Source organism: Pseudomonas sp. P4_C8 (genome assembly GCF_056401975.1).
Window position 1 is genome coordinate 1 of record NZ_JBFUIH010000039.1, and the last position, 18782, is coordinate 18782.

19 protein-coding genes are annotated in these 18782 nt (G+C 59.3%); 5 read left to right on the plus strand and 14 right to left on the minus strand.

What is annotated here, in order from left to right; all coding sequences use genetic code 11:
- Positions 1-104: 104 nt before the first annotated feature.
- The 3 genes from AC1DWM_RS22525 to AC1DWM_RS22535 all read right to left on the minus strand — a co-directional run bounded on the left by AC1DWM_RS22525 (position 105) and on the right by AC1DWM_RS22535 (position 2796).
- Positions 105-1076 (minus strand): thymidylate synthase, encoded by a 972-nt coding sequence (locus AC1DWM_RS22525; RefSeq protein WP_223517933.1) that lies wholly within the window; start codon positions 1074-1076, stop codon positions 105-107.
- Between the two features lie 50 nt (positions 1077-1126).
- Positions 1127-1933, minus strand: coding sequence for a prolipoprotein diacylglyceryl transferase (gene lgt, locus AC1DWM_RS22530; protein ID WP_223517930.1), 807 nt, complete (start codon positions 1931-1933; stop codon positions 1127-1129).
- Positions 1934-2013: 80 nt separating this feature from the next.
- Entirely contained in the window at positions 2014-2796 is a 783-nt protein-coding gene (locus AC1DWM_RS22535; RefSeq protein WP_223517927.1) for a sulfite exporter TauE/SafE family protein, read from the minus strand.
- A gap of 133 nt (positions 2797-2929) precedes the next feature.
- Between AC1DWM_RS22535 and AC1DWM_RS22540 the strand changes: the two genes are divergently transcribed.
- Positions 2930-3676, plus strand: coding sequence for an NRDE family protein (locus AC1DWM_RS22540; RefSeq protein ID WP_477796148.1), 747 nt, complete (start codon positions 2930-2932; stop codon positions 3674-3676).
- A gap of 124 nt (positions 3677-3800) precedes the next feature.
- Here the strand turns inward: AC1DWM_RS22540 and ptsP are convergent, their stop codons facing one another.
- Entirely contained in the window at positions 3801-6080 is a 2280-nt protein-coding gene (gene ptsP / locus AC1DWM_RS22545) for a phosphoenolpyruvate--protein phosphotransferase (protein WP_477796149.1), read from the minus strand.
- A 22-nt stretch (positions 6081-6102) separates the two neighbouring features.
- Positions 6103-6582, minus strand: coding sequence for an RNA pyrophosphohydrolase (locus tag AC1DWM_RS22550; protein WP_095083604.1), 480 nt, complete (start codon positions 6580-6582; stop codon positions 6103-6105).
- A gap of 143 nt (positions 6583-6725) precedes the next feature.
- On the opposite strand from AC1DWM_RS22550, the gene AC1DWM_RS22555 reads away from it, so the two are divergent.
- Complete coding sequence (locus tag AC1DWM_RS22555) at positions 6726-7382, plus strand: histidinol-phosphatase (RefSeq protein WP_223517920.1); 657 nt, start codon at positions 6726-6728, stop codon at positions 7380-7382.
- A 109-nt stretch (positions 7383-7491) separates the two neighbouring features.
- On the opposite strand, the gene AC1DWM_RS22560 is transcribed toward AC1DWM_RS22555, so the two are convergent.
- Together AC1DWM_RS22560 and ilvA are read right to left on the minus strand one after the other, a co-directional pair.
- Entirely contained in the window at positions 7492-7917 is a 426-nt protein-coding gene (locus tag AC1DWM_RS22560; protein ID WP_223517918.1) for a DUF2269 domain-containing protein, read from the minus strand.
- Between the two features lie 39 nt (positions 7918-7956).
- On the minus strand, positions 7957-9471 hold the full coding sequence (gene ilvA / locus AC1DWM_RS22565) for a threonine ammonia-lyase, biosynthetic (protein ID WP_223517916.1): 1515 nt from the start codon (positions 9469-9471) through the stop codon (positions 7957-7959).
- Between the two features lie 245 nt (positions 9472-9716).
- Here ilvA and rpiA point away from each other — a divergent pair, with 245 nt between their 5' ends.
- Entirely contained in the window at positions 9717-10391 is a 675-nt protein-coding gene (gene rpiA / locus AC1DWM_RS22570) for a ribose-5-phosphate isomerase RpiA (RefSeq protein WP_223517915.1), read from the plus strand.
- 149 nt (positions 10392-10540) lie between these two features.
- Here rpiA and AC1DWM_RS22575 read toward each other — a convergent pair whose 3' ends face one another.
- From AC1DWM_RS22575 to AC1DWM_RS22590, 4 genes are all read right to left on the minus strand, one after another.
- On the minus strand, positions 10541-11458 hold the full coding sequence (locus AC1DWM_RS22575) for an SdiA-regulated domain-containing protein (protein WP_223517913.1): 918 nt from the start codon (positions 11456-11458) through the stop codon (positions 10541-10543).
- Positions 11459-11562: 104 nt separating this feature from the next.
- Positions 11563-12489, minus strand: a complete 927-nt coding sequence (locus AC1DWM_RS22580) for an SdiA-regulated domain-containing protein (RefSeq protein WP_477796150.1) — start codon at positions 12487-12489, stop codon at positions 11563-11565.
- A 260-nt stretch (positions 12490-12749) separates the two neighbouring features.
- On the minus strand, positions 12750-13415 hold the full coding sequence (locus AC1DWM_RS22585; protein WP_223517910.1) for a fumarylacetoacetate hydrolase family protein: 666 nt from the start codon (positions 13413-13415) through the stop codon (positions 12750-12752).
- Positions 13416-13441: 26 nt separating this feature from the next.
- Positions 13442-14836 carry an FAD-binding oxidoreductase gene (locus AC1DWM_RS22590; protein WP_033049202.1) on the minus strand — a complete coding sequence of 465 codons (1395 nt, stop codon included), beginning with the start codon at positions 14834-14836 and terminating at the stop codon, positions 13442-13444.
- A gap of 204 nt (positions 14837-15040) precedes the next feature.
- Between AC1DWM_RS22590 and serA the strand changes: the two genes are divergently transcribed.
- Complete coding sequence (gene serA / locus AC1DWM_RS22595; RefSeq protein WP_223517909.1) at positions 15041-16270, plus strand: phosphoglycerate dehydrogenase; 1230 nt, start codon at positions 15041-15043, stop codon at positions 16268-16270.
- 75 nt (positions 16271-16345) lie between these two features.
- Here the strand turns inward: serA and AC1DWM_RS22600 are convergent, their stop codons facing one another.
- Positions 16346-16771: a DUF4399 domain-containing protein gene (locus tag AC1DWM_RS22600; RefSeq protein ID WP_223517907.1), complete on the minus strand. Its 426-nt coding sequence runs from the start codon at positions 16769-16771 to the stop codon at positions 16346-16348.
- Between the two features lie 135 nt (positions 16772-16906).
- On the opposite strand from AC1DWM_RS22600, the gene AC1DWM_RS22605 reads away from it, so the two are divergent.
- Positions 16907-17494, plus strand: coding sequence for a transporter substrate-binding domain-containing protein (locus AC1DWM_RS22605; RefSeq protein ID WP_477796151.1), 588 nt, complete (start codon positions 16907-16909; stop codon positions 17492-17494).
- 140 nt (positions 17495-17634) lie between these two features.
- On the opposite strand, the gene AC1DWM_RS22610 is transcribed toward AC1DWM_RS22605, so the two are convergent.
- Both AC1DWM_RS22610 and AC1DWM_RS22615 read right to left on the minus strand, forming a co-directional pair.
- Complete coding sequence (locus AC1DWM_RS22610) at positions 17635-18120, minus strand: 2-thiouracil desulfurase family protein (protein WP_477796152.1); 486 nt, start codon at positions 18118-18120, stop codon at positions 17635-17637.
- 2 nt (positions 18121-18122) lie between these two features.
- Positions 18123-18755, minus strand: coding sequence for a 2OG-Fe(II) oxygenase (locus tag AC1DWM_RS22615; RefSeq protein WP_223517899.1), 633 nt, complete (start codon positions 18753-18755; stop codon positions 18123-18125).
- Between the last annotated feature and the right edge of the window lie 27 nt (positions 18756-18782).

The following is an 18782-nucleotide window of genomic DNA, read 5'->3' on the forward strand; positions in this document are numbered from 1 at the left end:
GCTCGCGATGGAGCTCGCGATGGAGGCAGCACATTCAACATTGATGTGTCTGACAAACCGCCATCGCGAGCAAGCTCGGCTCCTACAGAATTTGCGGTCGTTCTTTAGACCGCCATTGGCGCGGTCATCGGCGCATGGTGCTGATAACCCTCAAGCGAGAAATCGCCCGGTTCGATCAACTCCAGCCATTCCGGCTGATACTCACCCGTCTTGGCAAACTCCGGCACTCGATCACTGATCACCAGTTTCGGCATCGGGAACGGCTCGCGCTTGAGCTGTTCGTTCAGCATGTCCAAATGGTTTTCGTAGACATGGGCGTCACCGATGAAATAGGTGAACCAGCGCGGCGTGTAGCCGGTCAGGCGACCGATCAGGCTCAGCAGCGCGGCGCCTTCAGTGAGGTTGAACGGCGTGCCCAGACCCAGATCGTTGGAGCGGATGTAGAGAGTCAGGGAAATTTCCTTGGTCTCGACATTCGGGTGGAATTGGTACAGCAGATGGCACGGCGGCAGGGCCATTTCATCGAGTTGGGCGACGTTCCAGCCGTGGAACAGGATGCGGCGGCTGCCCGGATCCTTGATGATGGTGTCGACGCACTGACGGATCTGGTCGATCGCCTTGTACAGCACCACGTAGGCCTGACCGTCTTCTTCGCCCTCAGCGATCTGGCGATAGCCCTGGCTCAAGGTCTGCTCGATCGCGGCTTGGTTGCTGACCGGGATCTGCTTGTACGCCGGCCACTTGCGCCATTGCACGCCGTAGATTTCACCGAGGTCGTCTTCGCCCTGACGGAACGGGTTGGCCAGCCACTGCGCGTTTTCATTGGCGTTCTGGTCCCAGACCTTGCAGCCCAGCGCCCGGAATTCCGCGGCGTTGTTCACGCCACGCAGAAAACCACACATCTCGCCGACGGCCGATTTGAAGGCCATCTTGCGCGTGGTGATCGCCGGGAACCCTTCTTTCAGGTCATAACGCAGCATCGCGCCTGGAAAGCTGATGGTGTTCACGCCGGTGCGGTTGGCTTGCTTGGTGCCATTCTTGATGACGTGGGAGACCAGTTCGAGATATTGCTTCATGAGTTACCTGTGTCCTTGAACCCGGAGGCCATCGCCCCCGGGATTCGAATTTATACGGCCGCCGCTGGGGTCGCCGGAGCGCGGTGATATGCCAGCCAGATCAGGAACAGACCGCCGACGATCATCGGTACGCAAAGCACTTGGCCCATGGTCAGCCAGTTCCAGGCCAGATAGCCCAGTTGCGCGTCCGGTACGCGGACGAATTCGACGATGAAACGGAAGATGCCGTAGAACAGCGCAAACATCCCGGACACCGCCATGGTCGGCCGCGGCTTGCGCGAGAACAACCACAAGATCAGAAACAGCGCGACGCCTTCCAGCGCGAACTGATACAGCTGCGACGGATGGCGCGCCAGTTGCGCCGGATCGGTCGGGAAGACCATCGCCCACGGCACGTCAGTCGCCTTGCCCCACAACTCGGCGTTGATGAAGTTACCGATACGCCCGGCACCCAAGCCAATCGGCACCATCGGCGCGACGAAGTCCATCAGCTGGAAGAACGACTTGTTGTTCTTTTTCCCGAACCACAGCGCCGCGAGCATCACGCCGATGAACCCGCCGTGGAACGACATGCCACCCTTCCACACTTCGAAAATCAGCGCCGGGTTGGCCAGGTAGGCGTGCAGATCGTAGAACAGCACATATCCCAAACGGCCGCCGACGATGACGCCCATCGACATCCAGAAGACCATGTCGGAGAGTTTCTCCTTGGTCCAGGTCGGGTCGAACCGGTTCAACCGGCGAGACGCCAGCAGCCAAGCGCCGCCAATGCCGACCAGGTACATCAAACCGTACCAGTGGATTTTCAGCGGACCGATGGCCAGGGCCACCGGGTCGATCTGCGGGTAAGGCAGCATTGCGACTCCTCGTTAGAGTTGAAACCAAAATTCCCGGGCGACGCTGCCACCTCAGGATTAAGCCAGGATTGCGCCGTGCGTCAGAGTAAGAAACTCAGGCCAACGCAGAACAGCAAAGCGGCAAACAGTCTTTTCAGCAACTTCGGCGACAGCCTGTGGGCCAATCGCGCGCCGATACGGGCGAAAAACATGCTGGTCAGGGCGATCCCCAGCAGCGCCGGCAAATAAATAAAACCGAGACTATGAGCCGGCAACAACGGATCGTGCCAGCCCAGAATCATGAAACTTAGTGCACTGGCCAACGCGATGGGCAGACCGCAGGCCGATGATGTGGCCACAGCTTGTTGCATCGGCACACTGCGCCAAGTCAAAAACGGCACTGTCAATGAGCCGCCGCCAATCCCGAATATCGCCGAGGCCCAGCCAATCACGCTGCCGGCCATGGTCAGACCGAGTTTGCCCGGCACCGTGCGACTGGCCTTGGGTTTGACGTCCAGCGCCAGTTGCGCGGCGATGACCAGGGCGAATACGCCAATGATCTTCTGCAAATTCGGGCCGGAGATCGCTTCGGCGGTCAGCGCGCCGAAACCGGCGCCGATCAGAATGCCGGCGGTCATCCAGACAAAAATCGGCCAACGCACCGCGCCACGACGCTGGTGTTCGCGGACAGCGTTGATCGACGTAAAGATAATCGTCGCCAGGGACGTGCCGACCGCCAAGTGGGTCAGGATCGACGTGTCAAAGCCCTGCAAGGTGAAACTGAATACCAACACGGGGACGATGATGATCCCGCCACCCACCCCGAACAGCCCGGCCAGCACGCCTGCGCAGGCGCCCAGCGCCAGATAGAGCAGAAAATCCATGCCTGCATCCCACTCTTCACCCAAAACCGGAGCGGCATGGTAACGGATGCATGGCCTTGGGCTCCACTGGATGGCGATGGATACCCGCGCGATGTCTGCGTAGAGTGGGCAAAAAACACACAAGGACCACCTTATGTGCCTGATTGTCTTCGCCTGGCGGCCCGGCCACGCCCAGCCGCTGATCGTGGCGGCCAACCGCGACGAATTCTATGCCCGCCCGAGCCTGCCCCTGGCGCAATGGCCCGAAGCGCCACACGTTTATGCCGGCCGCGACCAGGAAGCCGGCGGCACCTGGCTCGGTATCGGCGCTAACGGGCGCTTCGCCGCGCTGACCAATATTCGTGATCCCCATCAACCGCCGTCGCGAAAATCGCGGGGTGAGCTGGTGGCCGGTTTTCTGTTAGGTGACAAACCGATTGCTGACTACTTGGACGACGTTGTCAGACGTTCGCTGGAATATTCCGGGTTTAATCTGTTGATCGGCAATGCCAACGAGCTGTGGCATTTCAATGCACGGGCGTCTGAAGCGGTGATGCTGGCACCCGGTGTTTATGGGCTGTCGAATGCAGGCCTGAATACACCGTGGCCGAAATTGCTCAAGGCACGGGCGGCGCTGGAGGAAGTGCTGGGGGATCCACAGCCTCAGGCTTTGCTGGCGTTATTGGCGGATTCGCAGACGGCGCCGTTTGCCGAACTGCCGGACACCGGAGTTGGGTTGGCGACCGAGACATTGTTGTCGAGTGTGTTTATTGCCAGCCAGAGTTATGGGACGCGGGCGAGTACGGCGTTGATTGTTCAGGCGGATGGGACGCGGCATATGGTCGAAAGGAGTTTCGGGCCGTATGGCGGGCATTTGGGGGAGGTGGAGATCAGGATTTAGGCGTTGCCTGGACTGACGCCATCGCGGGCTAGCCTTGCTCCTACAGGGTTGTGGCTGCACGCAGTAGCGCGAACGACACAAATCCGTAGGAGCATGGCTTGCCCGCGATGGGACCACCAATGTCTTAGAGGGGCTTGATCGCCGCCGGATTGATCATCCGCGCCAACCCAAGGTTCTTCAGCGCCAGTTGCAGCGAGCTGTGGATAACTTGCGGGTTGTCGATGGTCATCAGCTCCGCGAGCAAATCCTTGGCCTTGCTCAGGTTGACCTGACGCAGCATCCACTTCACTTTCGGCAAGTTGGTGGCGTTCATCGACAGGCTGTCGAAGCCCATCGCCATCAACAGCACCGCGGCCGCCGGATCGCCGGCCATTTCACCGCAGATACTCACTGGCTTGCCTTCGGCATGAGCGTCACGCACCACGCTCTGAAGGGCTTGCAGCACCGCTGGGTGCAGGTAGTCGTAGAGGTCGGCTACTCGCGGGTTGTTTCGGTCTACAGCCAGCAGGTACTGGGTCAGGTCGTTGGAGCCGACCGACAGGAAGTCCACTTGCCGCGCCAGTTCCTTGGTCTGATAAACCGCCGCCGGAATCTCGATCATCACCCCGATCGGCGGCATAGGCACGTCGCAGCCTTCGTCGCGGACTTCGCCCCAGGCCCGGTGAATCAGGTGCAGGGCTTCTTCGAGTTCGTGGGTGCCGGAGATCATCGGCAGCAGAATCCGCAGGTTGTTCAAGCCTTCGCTGGCCTTGAGCATGGCGCGGGTCTGGACCAGGAAAATTTCCGGGTGATCAAGCGTGACGCGAATCCCGCGCCAGCCGAGGAACGGGTTGTCTTCCTTGATCGGGAAGTACGACAACGCCTTGTCACCACCGATGTCCAGGCTGCGCATGGTGACCGGTTGCGGGTGGAACGCGGCAAGCTGCTCGCGGTAGATTGCCAGCTGTTCTTTTTCACTCGGGAAGCGCTGGTTGATCATGAACGGCACTTCGGTGCGGTACAGACCCACGCCTTCAGCGCCGCGCTTCTGCGCCCGCGCCACGTCTGCCAGCAGGCCGGTGTTGACCCACAGCGGCATGCGGTGGCCATCGAGGGTCACGCACGGCAAGTCGCGCAGTGCATCCAGCCCGAGGGCCAGTTGTTTTTCTTCCTCGACCACTTCGGCGAACTGCTTGCGCAGCACTTCACTCGGGTTGGTGTAAACCTCGCCGTGGTAACCGTCGACGATCATCTGGATGCCGTCGACTTTCGAATACGGCAAGTCGACCAGGCCCATCACCGTCGGGATGCCCATGGCACGCGCCAGGATTGCCACGTGGGAGTTGCCGGAACCGAGGACCGACACCAGACCCACCAGCTTGCCTTCCGGCACCTCGCCGAGCATCGCCGGCGTCAGTTCTTCGCTGACCAGAATGGTGTTGTCGGGGTAAACCAGGGTTTGCTGACGCTCCTCCTGCAAATAGGCGAGCAAGCGGCGACCGAGGTCTTTCACGTCTGAGGCGCGCTCACGCAGGTAGGCGTCGTCCATCAATTCGAAACGGTTGACGTGATCGGTGACCACTTGGCGCAACGCGCCCTGGGCCCACTGACCGGTCTTGATGACGGTAGTGACTTCGTTGCCCAGCGCGGCATCGTCAAGCATCATCAGGTAGACGTCGAACAAGGCGCGCTCTTCCGGGCGCAACTGTGTAGCGAGCTTGGTCGACAATGCGCGCATATCGGCGCGCACACCTTCGATGGCGGTCTTGAACAGCCCGAGTTCGGCTTCGATGTCGACGATAGTCTTGTCCGGCACCACGTCCAGATCGGCGGGGGGCAGCATGACCACCGCCGTACCGACCGCCGCACCCGGCGAACCTGGCACGCCGACAAACTTGGCTTCCTGAATACCCTTGCCCTGACGGCCCAGGCCCCGGATCGAACCCGTGGCTTCGGCGTGGGCGATAACGCCGGCTAGCTGCGCGCTCATGGTCACGAGGAAGGCTTCTTCACCTTCATCGAACTGGCGGCGTTCTTTTTGCTGAATGACCAACACGCCGACAACGCGGCGGTGGTGAATGATCGGCGCCCCGAGGAAGGAGGCGAAGCGTTCTTCACCGGTCTCGGCGAAGTAGCGATAGCGCGGGTGGTCCGCAGCGTTTTCGAGGTTCAGGGGTTCTTCGCGCGTACCGACCAGGCCGACCAGACCTTCGTTGGGTGCCATGCTGACCTTGCCGATCGAGCGCTTGTTCAAGCCCTCGGTGGCCATCAGCACGAAGCGGTTGGTCTCAGGGTCCAGCAGGTAGACCGAGCAGACCTGGCTGCCCATGGCCTCTTTGACGCGCAACACAATAATCCCCAACGCCGCCTTGAGATCCTTGGCGGAGTTAACTTCCTGGACGATCTTGCGCAGCGTATTGAGCATGGCTCGGGGTCGAACTCCGTCGTCAGTCGCGCGTTAAAAGGCGCGGGGCAAGCTCTTTGAGAGCGCGTCGATACACCTCGCGCTTGAATGTCACCACCTGGCCCAACGGATACCAATAACTGACCCAGCGCCAGCCATCGAACTCCGGTTTACCGGTCAAATCCATCCGCACCCGCTGCTCGTTGGAGACCAGGCGCAGGAGAAACCATTTCTGTTTCTGGCCGATGCACAGCGGTTGGCTGTGGGTACGGACCAGACGTTGCGGCAAACGATAGCGCAACCAGCCCCGGGTGCAGGCGAGAATTTCAACATCTTCGCGCTCAAGACCCACTTCTTCGTTCAACTCGCGGTACAAGGCGTCTTCCGGCGTCTCCTGGGGGTTGATCCCACCCTGTGGAAACTGCCACGCATCTTGATTGATACGGCGAGCCCATAGCACCTGTCCGGCATCATTCGTGAGAATGATCCCGACATTGGGGCGGAAACCATCGGGGTCGATCACGGCAACAACCTCGCAAACGCATGTCGCCGCATTGTTCCACAAAGGTTGTGAAAGCAGCAACGCGCCGACCGACCTTATGTGCACTCTTGTGAAAAGTCCGTATTCTGGGCGCCTTTCTACAGACTTTTCAGCGAGTAACTGCAATGCGGCTGGCTTTATTCGACTTGGACAACACCCTTCTCGGGGGTGACAGTGACCACGCCTGGGGCGATTACTTGTGTGAGCGCGGCTTTCTCGACGCCGTCGCCTACAAGGCACGCAACGACGAGTTCTATCAGGATTACCTGGCCGGCAAGCTGGATAACGCCGCTTACCTGAACTTCTGCCTGGAAGTCCTCGGCCGCACCGAAATGGCCACGCTGGATCAATGGCACCTGGATTACATGCGCGATTGCATCGAGCCGATCGTGCTGCCCAAGGCCATGGCGCTGTTGGCCAAACACCGCGAGGCAGGCGACAAGCTGGTGATCATCACCGCGACCAACCGCTTCGTGACCGGGCCTATTGCCCAGCGTTTGGGGGTTGAGACCTTGATCGCCACTGAATGCGAGATGGTTGATGGCCGTTACACGGGCCGCAGCACCGACGTACCGTGCTTTCGCGAAGGCAAGGTGACGCGCTTGAATCGCTGGCTGGAAGAGACCGGCTATTCGCTGGAGGACAGCTATTTTTATAGCGACTCGATGAATGATTTGGCGCTGCTGGAGCAGGTGACGAATCCGGTGGCGGTTGATCCTGATCCGAATCTGCGCGCTGAAGCCGAGAAGCGTGGTTGGCCGGTGATGAGCCTGCGCGACTGAATACGCCATCGCGGGCAAGCCTTGCTCCTACAGGTTTGGCGTCGTACCCAAATTCGATGACCCGTAGGAGCAGGGCTTGCCCGCGATTGGGTCAACCCGGTTTCAAGCCCTACACAGGCTTGGCACCCATCAAACCCGCAATGGCCACAAAACAGACAAAACTGAACAACGCCAACGCAAAGGTAAATTTACCGACGCTACCCGGCGCCTTACGCAGTTTGTTAAGCCGCACCAGCAACCAGAACCACGCCAGCGCCGCCACGGTGTAAAGCACGCTCGACGCCAACAACCACGTCTGCCCCAACGACCAGCCCACCAGATGCACCATCCACCAGCCAGTCACCGGCATGCTCAGCAGCGCCAGGCCCATCAACATCCAGATAAACACGCGCGGTCGCTGCAAGGTGCGACTTGCCGCCGTCGCGTCGCCATTGCGCCGCGTGCGCCAGACCCAGATCCCAAGACCCAACGCGCCGATCAGCAACACCACGGTTGCAACCATGTGCGCCGCTTTCAGGGCAGTTAACGTTTCCATTGTTCGGTTTCCTTATGGCCTGCCCTTCAGAGTAGCCACTCAGCCGAGAAACAACTGATAGGCCGGGTTGTCGCTTTCGTCCCAGTACGGGTAGCCGATGTCTTCAAGGGCCGCCGGCACCAGATGACGCTCTTCATGCGGCACTTGCAGGCCCGCCACCACCCGGCCATCCGCCGCGCCGTGGTTGCGGTAGTGGAACATCGAGATATTCCAGCGCCCGCCGAGCTTGTTGAGGAAGTTGAACAACGCCCCCGGACGCTCCGGGAATTCAAAGCGCAACACCACTTCATCGACGACATGGGCCGCACGACCACCGACCATGTGGCGGATGTGCAACTTGGCCAGTTCGTTGTCGGTCAGGTCCAGCACCGGGAAGCCCTGCTCGGTGAGGCTCGCCAGGAGCGCACTGCGCGGATCGGTTTCCGGGTGCGTCTGCACGCCCACGAAGATGTGCGCTTCGCTGCCGGTGTTGTAGCGGTAGTTGAATTCGGTGATCTGGCGTTTGCCGATGGCTTCGCAGAACGCCTTGAAGCTGCCCGGTTTCTCGGGGATGGTCACGGCGATGATTGCTTCGCGCCCCTCACCCAGTTCGGCGCGTTCGGCGACGTGGCGCAAACGGTCGAAGTTGACGTTGGCGCCGGAGTCGATAGCCACAAAGGTATGGCCGGTGACGCCGTTCTGCTCGACATATTTCTTGATCCCGGCCACGCCCAGTGCACCCGCCGGTTCAGTGATCGAGCGGGTATCGTCGTAAATATCCTTGATTGCCGCACAGATCTCGTCGGTGCTGACGGTGATCACTTCATCGACATAGTCTTTGCAGATATCGAAGGTGTGCTGACCGATCTGCGCCACCGCGACGCCGTCGGCGAAGAGGCCCACGGTCGGCAACACCACGCGCTCGCCGGCCGCCATGGCGGCTTGCAGGCAGTTGGAGTCGTCCGGTTCGACGCCGATGATCTTGATTTCCGGGCGCAGGTATTTCACATAGGCCGCGATGCCGGCGATCAGCCCACCGCCGCCCACCGGAACGAAGATCGCATCCAGGCGCCCGGGGTGCTGACGCAGAATCTCCATGGCCACCGTGCCCTGCCCGGCAATGGTGTGAGGATCGTCGTAAGGGTGGATGTAGACGTAACCTTTTTCGTCGACCAGTTTCAGCGAGTAGGCCAGGGCCTCCGGGAACGAATCCCCGTGCAGCACCACTTTGCCGCCGCGCGAACGCACGCCTTCGACTTTGATTTCCGGGGTGGTCTTGGGCATGACGATGGTGGCTTTGACACCCAACACTTTCGCTGCCAGGGCCAGGCCCTGCGCGTGGTTGCCTGCCGAAGCCGTCACCACGCCGCGAGCACGTTCTTCATCGCTCAACTGGGTCAGCTTGTTGTAAGCGCCGCGAATCTTGAACGAGAACACGGGCTGCAAGTCTTCGCGCTTGAGCCAAATACTGTTGCCCAAACGCTCGGAGAGCTGGCGGGCAGTCTGCAATGGGGTTTCTATGGCAACGTCATAAACGCGCGAGGTGAGGATCTTTTTGACGTACTGTTCGAGCATCGGAAAGCATCACTGAGCGGGTTGGGCAGGGCCAAGGAGTCTAACCCGGCTTTTGGGCAGGCGACCACACGAATCAAGAGGTTTTAACCCTCGCAGGCGATAGAGATCCATTGTGGCAAGCTCCCTCACCACAAAACCCTGCTCCCACTGACATACCGTCGCACCGGCCAATCGGGCAATGACCTTCCCAGCCCCGGGGCTTATAATGCCGGCCTCTCGTCCCTCTTCGGCACCTCGGAGCCCGCATGACCCAGGATCAACTCAAACAGGCAGTGGCTCAGGCCGCCGTCGACTTCATCCTCCCGAAACTCGACGACAAGAGCATTGTCGGGGTCGGCACCGGCTCCACCGCCAATTGCTTCATCGACGCCCTGGCCAAGCACAAAGGCGCATTCGACGGCGCGGTCGCCAGCTCCGAAGCCACTGCCGCCCGTCTCAAGGGCCATGGCATTCCGGTGTATGAGCTGAACACCGTCAGCGACCTGGAGTTCTACGTCGACGGCGCCGATGAAAGCGACGAGCACCTGAACCTGATCAAGGGCGGCGGCGCAGCCCTGACCCGCGAGAAGATTGTTGCCGCCGTGGCCAAGACCTTCATCTGCATCGCCGATGCCAGCAAACTGGTGCCGGTGCTCGGTGCGTTCCCGCTGCCGGTCGAAGTGATCCCGATGGCCCGCAGCCACGTGGCCCGCGAGCTGGTGAAACTGGGCGGCGACCCGGTTTACCGTGAAGGCGTGCTGACCGACAACGGCAACATCATCCTCGACGTATTCAACATGCAGATCACCAACCCGGTTGAACTGGAAAGCCAGATCAACGCGATTGTTGGCGTGGTCACCAACGGGCTGTTTGCAGCACGTCCGGCGGATTTGCTGTTGCTGGGCACCAGCGAAGGCGTGAAAACCCTGCGCGCCGAATAAGCCATACACAACGCAAAACCTGCGCATGGCACCGATTTATTGTGGGAGCGAGCCTGCTCGCGATTGCGGACTGTCAGTTGATATCAATGTCGACTGATACACCGCGATCGCGAGCAGGCTCACTCCTACAGTTGTTTCTGGGGTGTTGGTCAGGGTTGTGGTGATTTTTTGAAGACGTAGAACAGATTCGGTTCGCTGACGAGGTACATCGTGCCATCGTCGTCCATGGCGATGCCTTCCGCTTGCGGCACGGTCTTTTGCAGGCCCTGGCGCCCCTTGTTAAGTGACATCGTACTCAACGGACGCCCGTCCACATCCAGCTCCAGAATCAGCCGCGACTCGTCAGACAGCGCCAGTAAATGGCCGCTGCGCTCGTCGTATTGCAGGCTCGACAGGTCTCGCACGAACATCCCGGCATCGCGCTTGGGGTTGTTCACCACGTGCACCGCGTAGGATTTCTCCGGGTTGTAATGCGGGAAGCCCTGCACTTCGTAGATCAGCATCGGGTCGCGCTCCTTGGCGACGAACAACCGCTTGCCCACCGAATCGTAAGCCAACCCTTCAAAACCCTTGTTACTGCCCATGTGCACGCCGAGGGTCATCTGCTCGGCGTCCGCACCATCGAGGAAGGTGGTGTCCTTCTCCAGATGAATCTTGATCAGTCGCTGCTGGCTTTCATCCGCGATCACGTAGGTGTCGGGGCTGATGAATTCCACCGCCTCCGGGTCGCCGAAGCCAATCAACGCCACACGCCGCAGGATCTTGCCCTCGAGGGACAGCTCGATCAGCTCGGAGTTTTTGTTGGTGACCGTGAACAGGCTTTTGCGCACCGGATCAAACGTCAGCGCCGAGACGTTATCGTCCAGCCCGTCGATCGCCCGTGCTTCGATGTCCACCCGGTATTGATCCAGGCCAATGGATTCACTGCTCTGCGGCTGCCAAAGGGTATGCAGGTTGAACCAGGCACGTTCGAACAAGCGCATGTATTGCACGACCGCAACCAGCACGATCAGCGCAATCACTGACAGGATCAAAATGAGGGGTTTGGGACGGGCAAGTCGGCGCATTCAGGCGAGCTCGAAAACAAAACAGGCGGATGAAATATCACGCCTGTATGCATTCAAGCTTAATGGCCAGTGGCTTTCGACCACAACTGCGCGAGTGTTGCCGCCTACTTCTGCTTTTCGAAGCGATAGAACAGATTCGGCTCACTCACCATGTACAGCGTGCCCGCTTCGTCCATGGCCACGCCTTCGGCACGGGGAATGGTTTTTTTCAGACCATTGAAGCCGCTCAACAGCGCGATGAAACTGACTTGCTCACCCTTTTTGTCCAGCTCCATCAACAAGTGGGACTCGGCGGACAGCACCAGCATGTGGCCAGTCCGCGGGTCGATGGCCAAGGCCGACAGGTTGCGCATGTCCAGCGCATGACTGGCCAACTTCAGCTTGTCACCGGTCAGGACCTTGCCGTCACCCTGCCAGGCAAACAATGCCGGCGGACGTTCTTCGCCCAGCAGCAGCTGCTGGTTGCTCGAATCCCAGGTGACACCTTCAAAGGCCTTGTTCTGGTCTTTCGAAGGCCCAAGGTCGTACTTCGGAAAGTTGGCGACGTTCAATTCACGGGTGTCAGCATCAACCTTGACGATGGTGATCAGGTGTTCGCGCTCATCGACAATCGCCAGCAGGCCGTTGCCCAGCACGGTGACGCCTTCAGGGTTGCTCCAGCCCACCAATGGAATTTTGCGCAGCACATCACCCTGCAACGACAACTCGACCAAGAACGGATTTTTACCCATCACCGAAAACAGGGTTTTGGTCTGAGGGTCGTAGGCGAGATCCGATGCTTCGTCCTTTTCCATACCCGGCAATGTTTTGGCATCGATCACTGCCCGGTAGTCAGGAAGCCAGATACTGGCCTGACGCTCGGCCGGGCTTTTGAATTGCTCTTTCACCCAGAGCATACCCCGGTCATCCCAATGCATCGCAAACGCCACACCGTAGGCGATGGCTGCAACCAGCAACAGCCAGGAATACCAACGCAAGGCGAAGCGGGAGCGGCTGGCAGTTTTGAAGGTGGGCAGCAGTGTGGTGGCCATTGGGGGATGCGTTCCAGAAATTCAGGCTAAGGGTAATAGCATAATTGGGACCGGCTCAAACGCCGCAAGCACCGGAATTATCCAGAGAAAATGTGAAAAAAACGGGAAATAGCGGGATTGCCCTACGGTGGCCAACCACGAAACCCTTGTAGGAGCCGAGCTTGCTCGCGATAGCGGTCGTTCATTCAACATCCAGGTTGAATGTGCTGACGCCATCGCGAGCAAGCTCGGCTCCTACAAGGGTTTTGCAGTCTCTGGACTTAGCGCACGCCGCTGGTGAAGCGGCTCGCGCCTGGCAACTCCAGAACAATCTCATCACCGACATTCAGCGGACCAACGCCCACCGGCGTGCCGGTCAGGATTACGTCACCAGCCTGCAGCGAGAAGCAGCCGGCCATGTGCTGGATCATCGGCACGATCGGGTTGAGCATCGCGCTGCTGTTGCCATCCTGGCGCACTTCGCCGTTGATGGTCAGGCGAATGCCGATATCGGTCAGATCAGCAAAGGTGCTGCCGGACACGAACGGCGCGATCACCGCCGCGCCGTCGAAGGACTTGGCGATTTCCCATGGCAGGCCTTTGGATTTCAACTCGGCCTGCTTGTCACGCAGCGTCAGGTCCAGCGCCGGGGCGAAACCGGAGATGGCATCCAACACTTCTTCGCGGCTCGGCTTGGTCGACAACGGCTTGCCGATCAACACAGCAATTTCTGCTTCGTAGTGAACTGAACCGCGCTCGGTCGGAATCGTAAAACTGCCTTCCAGCGGCACGACACAACTGCCCGGCTTGATGAACAGCAGCGGCTCGGTAGGCACCGGGTTGTCCAGTTCCTTGGCGTGTTCGGCGTAGTTGCGGCCAATGCACACCACTTTCCCCAGCGGAAAATGAATACGCGTACCGTCGACATACTGGTGCTGATAGCTCATTACCGACTCCTTCCTGGTTCGTTGATTCAAACAGCGAAAATCTTGCCCGGGTTCATGATGCCGTTCGGGTCGAACACCGCTTTAACTGCTTTCATGTACTCGATCTCGACCGGGGAACGGCTGTAGGTCAAATAATCACGCTTGGTCATGCCCACGCCGTGCTCGGCGGAAATCGAACCGTTGTACTTCTCGACGGTTTCGAACACCCACTTGTTGACGGTCGCGCATTTGGCGAAGAACTCGTCCTTGCTCAGGTTATCCGGCTTGAGGATGTTCAAGTGCAGGTTGCCGTCGCCGATGTGGCCGAACCAGACGATTTCGAAGTCCGGGTAATGTTCGCCGACGATCGCGTCGATTTCCTTGAGAAACGCCGGGACTTTCGACACGGTGACCGAGATGTCGTTCTTGTACGGCGTCCAGTGGGAAATGGTTTCGGAGATGTACTCGCGCAGCTTCCAGAGGTTCTGCAACTGGGTTTCGCTCTGGCTCATCACGCCGTCCAGCACCCAGCCCTGCTCGACGCAGTGCTCGAAAGTTTCCAGGGCGTGGTTGGCCACTTCTTCGGTGGTCGCTTCGAACTCCAGCAGCGCGTAGAACGGGCAATCAGTTTCGAAGGGTGCCGGGACATCGCCGCGCGCCATGACTTTGGCCAAGGCTTTATCGGAGAAGAATTCGAAAGCGGTCAGGTCGAGTTTGCTCTGGAACGCGTGCAACACCGGCATGATCGAGTCGAAATCAGTGGTGCCAAGTACCATGGCAGTGAGGTTTTTCGGGGCCCGGTCCAGACGCATGGTCGCTTCAACCACAAAACCGAGGGTACCTTCGGCGCCGATGAACAGCTGACGCATGTCGTAGCCGGTGGCGTTCTTGATCAGGTCGCGGTTCAGTTCCAGCAAGTCGCCCTTGCCAGTCACGACTTTCATGCCAGCAACCCAGTTGCGGGTCATGCCGTAGCGAATGACCTTGATCCCGCCGGCATTGGTGCCGATATTGCCGCCAATCTGGCTGGAACCTGCCGAAGCGAAGTCCACCGGGTAGTACAGGCCTTTTTCTTCAGCGACGTTCTGCAAATGCTCGGTGACCACACCTGGCTGACAAACGGCCGTGCGGTCAGTGAGGTTCACGTCGAGAATCTGGTTCATGTAGTCGAACGACACGACTACTTCGCCATTGGCGGCCACCGCCGCGGCGGAAAGCCCGGTACGACCGCCGGACGGCACCAGCGCCACCTTGTGTTCATTGGCCCAACGGACAATAGCCTGCACCTGCTCGGTGGTCTTGGGAAACACGATAGCGGTCGGGGCCGGGGCGAAATGCTTGGTCCAATCCTTACCGTAAGCATTCAGGGAGTCGGCATCGGTCAGCACCTTGCCAGGCTCAACCAGGGTCTTCAGCTCTTCAATCAAGGCAGGATTGGTCATCGACAGAACTCTCGAACAATTCATGGTCATCCTGAGAACGCTTCACGTCGCAGGAATGAGTGTTTAGCGGGGCGCCTATGCTAGCATATCGACCCCGCAGGATAGTGCCCAAAGGCTGTTCTGCGGCGACGGCTTTCTTGCCGTCGGGGTCAGCGTCTGTTGACCATTTCCTGCCATTTTTCTCCGGGATACAGGTTTACGCAGATGAGCAAGACTTCTCTCGATAAGAGCAAGATCAAGTTCCTTCTTCTCGAAGGCGTCCACCAATCGGCTGTCGACGTTCTCAAGTCGGCGGGTTACACCAGCATCGAGTACCTCACTGGTTCTCTGCCGGAAGCCCAGCTGAAGGAAAAGATCGCTGATGCGCACTTCATCGGCATTCGCTCCCGCACTCAACTGACCGAAGAGATCTTCGATCACGCGAAGAAGCTCGTGGCTGTAGGGTGTTTCTGCATCGGCACCAACCAGGTTGACCTGAACGCAGCTCGCGAACGCGGCATCGCGGTGTTCAACGCACCGTACTCCAACACCCGCTCCGTTGCCGAACTGGTGCTGGCCGAAGCGATCCTGCTGCTGCGCGGCATCCCTGAGAAGAACGCTTCCTGCCACCGCGGCGGCTGGATCAAGAGCGCGGCCAATTCCTTCGAGATCCGTGGCAAGAAGCTGGGCATCGTCGGTTACGGCTCGATCGGCACTCAACTGTCGGTTCTGGCTGAAGGCCTGGGCATGCAGGTGTACTTCTACGACACCATCACCAAGCTGCCACTGGGTAACGCTACTCAGGTAGGCAACCTGCACGAACTGCTGGCGATGTCCGACATCGTTTCGCTGCACGTACCGGAAACCGCCGCCACCCAGTGGATGATGGGCGAGAAGGAAATCCGCGCCATCAAGAAAGGCGGCATCCTGATCAACGCCGCCCGCGGCACCGTGGTCGAACTGGACCACCTGGCTGCGGCCATCAAGGACAAGCACCTGATCGGCGCGGCCATCGACGTATTCCCGGTGGAGCCACGCTCCAACGACGAAGAGTTCGAAAGCCCGTTGCGTGGCCTGGACAACGTGATCCTGACCCCGCACATCGGTGGTTCCACCGCTGAAGCCCAGGCTAACATCGGTCTGGAAGTGGCGGAAAAACTGGTCAAGTACAGCGACAACGGTACTTCGGTATCGTCCGTGAACTTCCCGGAAGTGGCCCTGCCGGCTCACCCTGGCAAGCACCGCCTGCTGCACATCCACGAAAACATTCCGGGCGTGCTCAGCGAGATCAACAAGGTCTTCGCCGAAAACGGCATCAACATCTCCGGTCAGTTCCTGCAGACCAACGAGAAAGTCGGCTACGTGGTAATCGACGTCGACGCCGATTACTCGGAAATCGCCCAAGAGAAACTGCAGCACATCAACGGCACCATTCGTTGCCGCGTGTTGTTCTGATAGTGACTTGAGCGACAAGAAAAGGAGACCTTGGGGTCTCCTTTTTCATGGGCGCGGTTCTTTATTCCGAGCAGGTTACTTAACGTTGACGGTGATCTTCTCGGAAACGATCGGCGGATCGAACGGTATGTGGTTGCTATCGCCCAGTTCAAGCTGCAAGGTGTGTTTGCCCGGCGTAAGCGTTACTTCACCCTGGGTCTGCGCGCCGCCGAAATGCTGGTGGTTGGCATCTTTGGGAATCGGCGCACCGGCGGCTGGCAGCTCGTCGACGTCGATCAGCAAGTGATGATGACCGGTGTTCTTGGTGGTATTGCCCGCCGGAGCCAAGGAAATGTTCTCGACAGCGAACTTGACGATGACAGTTTGCGGCACCGTGTCACCGTTCTCAAGATCAACGAAGAACACTTCAGCGCCCTTCGGGGCCGGTGTAGCCGCACTGGCCAGCACCGAAACACCCATCAGCAGGCCAGCCAAAGCAGCACGAAACATAAACGTTTTCATTCTCTTCTCCAGTTTTTCCGTAAAATCCGCGTGACCATGACAACTTCATGGTCAATCGTTGTCGAAGGCACTCGATAACCATAGCAAAGCGATCCTGAATCAGAGCATCGCGATAATGAATTCAAAGGAGTGACCATGCGTTTTCTGCCTGGCCTGATCTGTTTGCTACCCCTTCTGAGCCCTCTGGCTCATGCCGAACTGATTGACGACATAAACGACCGCGGCGAACTGCGTATTGCGCTTGAGGCCAATACACCGCCCTTCAATTTCAAGGAAGACGACAAACTCGCGGGCTTTGAAGTCGAACTAGGTCGAATGCTGGCCAACGAACTGGATGTGCGGGCCGACTTCGTTGTCACCGATTCCGGCGATCTGTTGACCGGCGTTGAAAGCGGCAAGTACGACGTCGCCATCAATCACATAGCAATGACCCCGGACCTGAAAGAACGTTTCGACTTCAGCGAGCCTTACGTTCAAACCAATGCGCAATTGATCGCGCAGAAAGAAGAGCAACCACGTCCGATGGTGTTGGTGCAGTCGTTTACAGAAGAGAAACCAAACGCCGCCTCACCCGTGAGCCTGGCGATTCCGTTTCAGAAAGGTAACCCGGCGTTTCATGCCAGCCTGGAAAACGCGCTGCAGCGGATCAAGGATGACGGGCGACTGCAAGCGCTGGAGAAGAAGTGGTTTACGGCGGATGCGAGTGTGGCGCCGAAGCCGTGAGGCACTGCAGATCTAAAAGTCAGTGATATACCTGTGGGAGCGAGCCTACTCGCGATAGCGGTGGACCAGTCAACAAAGATGTTGAATGTTAATTCGCTATCGCGAGCAGGCTCGCTCCCACATTGGTTTTGTGTCGGTTGTCAGTCCTGCATGGCCAAAGCAGCCACCGCCTCGGCCAACTCCAGCTCACTGAAGACCTGCACGCCATTGCGCCTGAGCAAAGCCGCCGTCACACCTTCGCCCGTAACCTTCACGCCACTGAAGCTTCCGTCATACGTCAGCAAATTCCCGCAGGACGGGCTGTTGGCCTTGAGCACGGCGATGCGGATGCCGTGCTTTTGCACCAGTTCCAGCGCCTGATAAGCCCCGGATAGAAACTCGGCACTGACATCCTCGCCCTCGGTGGTGATCACGCAGGCCTGGCCATCCAGCACTTCAGCGCCCTGCCCGCCGGGAATTTCCGCCGCGGCCCTGGGCGTCGGCAAGCCGCCGGCAACCTCGGGGCACAACGGTACGACCCGACCGTCATCCAGCCACTGCTGAAGCTGATCGAATGGCCCGCTCGCCCCGCCGTCGTAACGGACGCGGTGGCCCAGCAGGCAGCGGCTTACCAGAATCTTTTGCATGATCAGAACGGCTCATTACCCCGACGCCGGAACCAGCCAGTCAACGACAGGCGATCCCGGGTGGCGGGCAGGACTTCGTGGGGCACTTCGCCCGACAGGAATACCACCAGGCATCCGCCGGTGGGCACGACATCGTATTCCACACCCTCATCCAGATACATGCGCAATTGACCGCCGTGCTCGGGCAGCCAGGCGTCATTGAGGTAGACGACCGCCGACACCATGCGCCGGTCGTCATCGCGGAAACGGTCGACATGCTTGAGGTAGAACGCGCCGGGCGGGTACAGCGCGAAATGGCTTTCGAAATCTTCCAGACCCAGAAACAAACCGCGATTCATCGCTTGTCGCAGGCTGTCCATCAACGCTAGGTAGCTGTCGCACGCCTCGGCCTGGCCGGGGTCGATCCACTGAATATGGTCACCGCGAATCCCCTCGCGAACCTCCGATGAGGGACCTCGGCCTACGGCGGCTGGGGCCAGTTCACCCTCGGCCGCACGTTTACGGCACTCAGCCGCCAGCGCTCGGGTCAGATCCTGAGGCAGGAAAATATTCTGTTGCGACCAGCCGCGTGCAGCCAGGTCGTCAACGATACGCAACAGCAGCGGGTGATCAGAGGGTATTTGCATGCCGCGCATAGTATTCCTGTGCCTGAAAATCCGACA

Excerpts from the sequence above, each read along its gene's own strand:
- AC1DWM_RS22525 (WP_223517933.1), bottom strand. The coding sequence starts at position 1,076 with ATGAAGCAATATCTCGAACTGGTCTCCCACGTCATCAAGAATGGCACC.
- lgt (WP_223517930.1), bottom strand. The coding sequence starts at position 1,933 with ATGCTGCCTTACCCGCAGATCGACCCGGTGGCCCTGGCCATCGGTCCG.
- AC1DWM_RS22535 (WP_223517927.1), bottom strand. The coding sequence starts at position 2,796 with ATGGATTTTCTGCTCTATCTGGCGCTGGGCGCCTGCGCAGGCGTGCTG.
- AC1DWM_RS22540 (WP_477796148.1), top strand. The coding sequence starts at position 2,930 with ATGTGCCTGATTGTCTTCGCCTGGCGGCCCGGCCACGCCCAGCCGCTG.
- ptsP (WP_477796149.1), bottom strand. The coding sequence starts at position 6,080 with ATGCTCAATACGCTGCGCAAGATCGTCCAGGAAGTTAACTCCGCCAAG.
- AC1DWM_RS22555 (WP_223517920.1), top strand. The coding sequence starts at position 6,726 with ATGCGGCTGGCTTTATTCGACTTGGACAACACCCTTCTCGGGGGTGAC.
- AC1DWM_RS22560 (WP_223517918.1), bottom strand. The coding sequence starts at position 7,917 with ATGGAAACGTTAACTGCCCTGAAAGCGGCGCACATGGTTGCAACCGTG.
- ilvA (WP_223517916.1), bottom strand. The coding sequence starts at position 9,471 with ATGCTCGAACAGTACGTCAAAAAGATCCTCACCTCGCGCGTTTATGAC.
- rpiA (WP_223517915.1), top strand. The coding sequence starts at position 9,717 with ATGACCCAGGATCAACTCAAACAGGCAGTGGCTCAGGCCGCCGTCGAC.
- AC1DWM_RS22575 (WP_223517913.1), bottom strand. The coding sequence starts at position 11,458 with ATGCGCCGACTTGCCCGTCCCAAACCCCTCATTTTGATCCTGTCAGTG.
- AC1DWM_RS22580 (WP_477796150.1), bottom strand. The coding sequence starts at position 12,489 with ATGGCCACCACACTGCTGCCCACCTTCAAAACTGCCAGCCGCTCCCGC.
- AC1DWM_RS22585 (WP_223517910.1), bottom strand. The coding sequence starts at position 13,415 with ATGAGCTATCAGCACCAGTATGTCGACGGTACGCGTATTCATTTTCCG.
- AC1DWM_RS22590 (WP_033049202.1), bottom strand. The coding sequence starts at position 14,836 with ATGACCAATCCTGCCTTGATTGAAGAGCTGAAGACCCTGGTTGAGCCT.
- serA (WP_223517909.1), top strand. The coding sequence starts at position 15,041 with ATGAGCAAGACTTCTCTCGATAAGAGCAAGATCAAGTTCCTTCTTCTC.
- AC1DWM_RS22600 (WP_223517907.1), bottom strand. The coding sequence starts at position 16,771 with ATGAAAACGTTTATGTTTCGTGCTGCTTTGGCTGGCCTGCTGATGGGT.
- AC1DWM_RS22605 (WP_477796151.1), top strand. The coding sequence starts at position 16,907 with ATGCGTTTTCTGCCTGGCCTGATCTGTTTGCTACCCCTTCTGAGCCCT.
- AC1DWM_RS22610 (WP_477796152.1), bottom strand. The coding sequence starts at position 18,120 with ATGCAAAAGATTCTGGTAAGCCGCTGCCTGCTGGGCCACCGCGTCCGT.
- AC1DWM_RS22615 (WP_223517899.1), bottom strand. The coding sequence starts at position 18,755 with ATGCGCGGCATGCAAATACCCTCTGATCACCCGCTGCTGTTGCGTATC.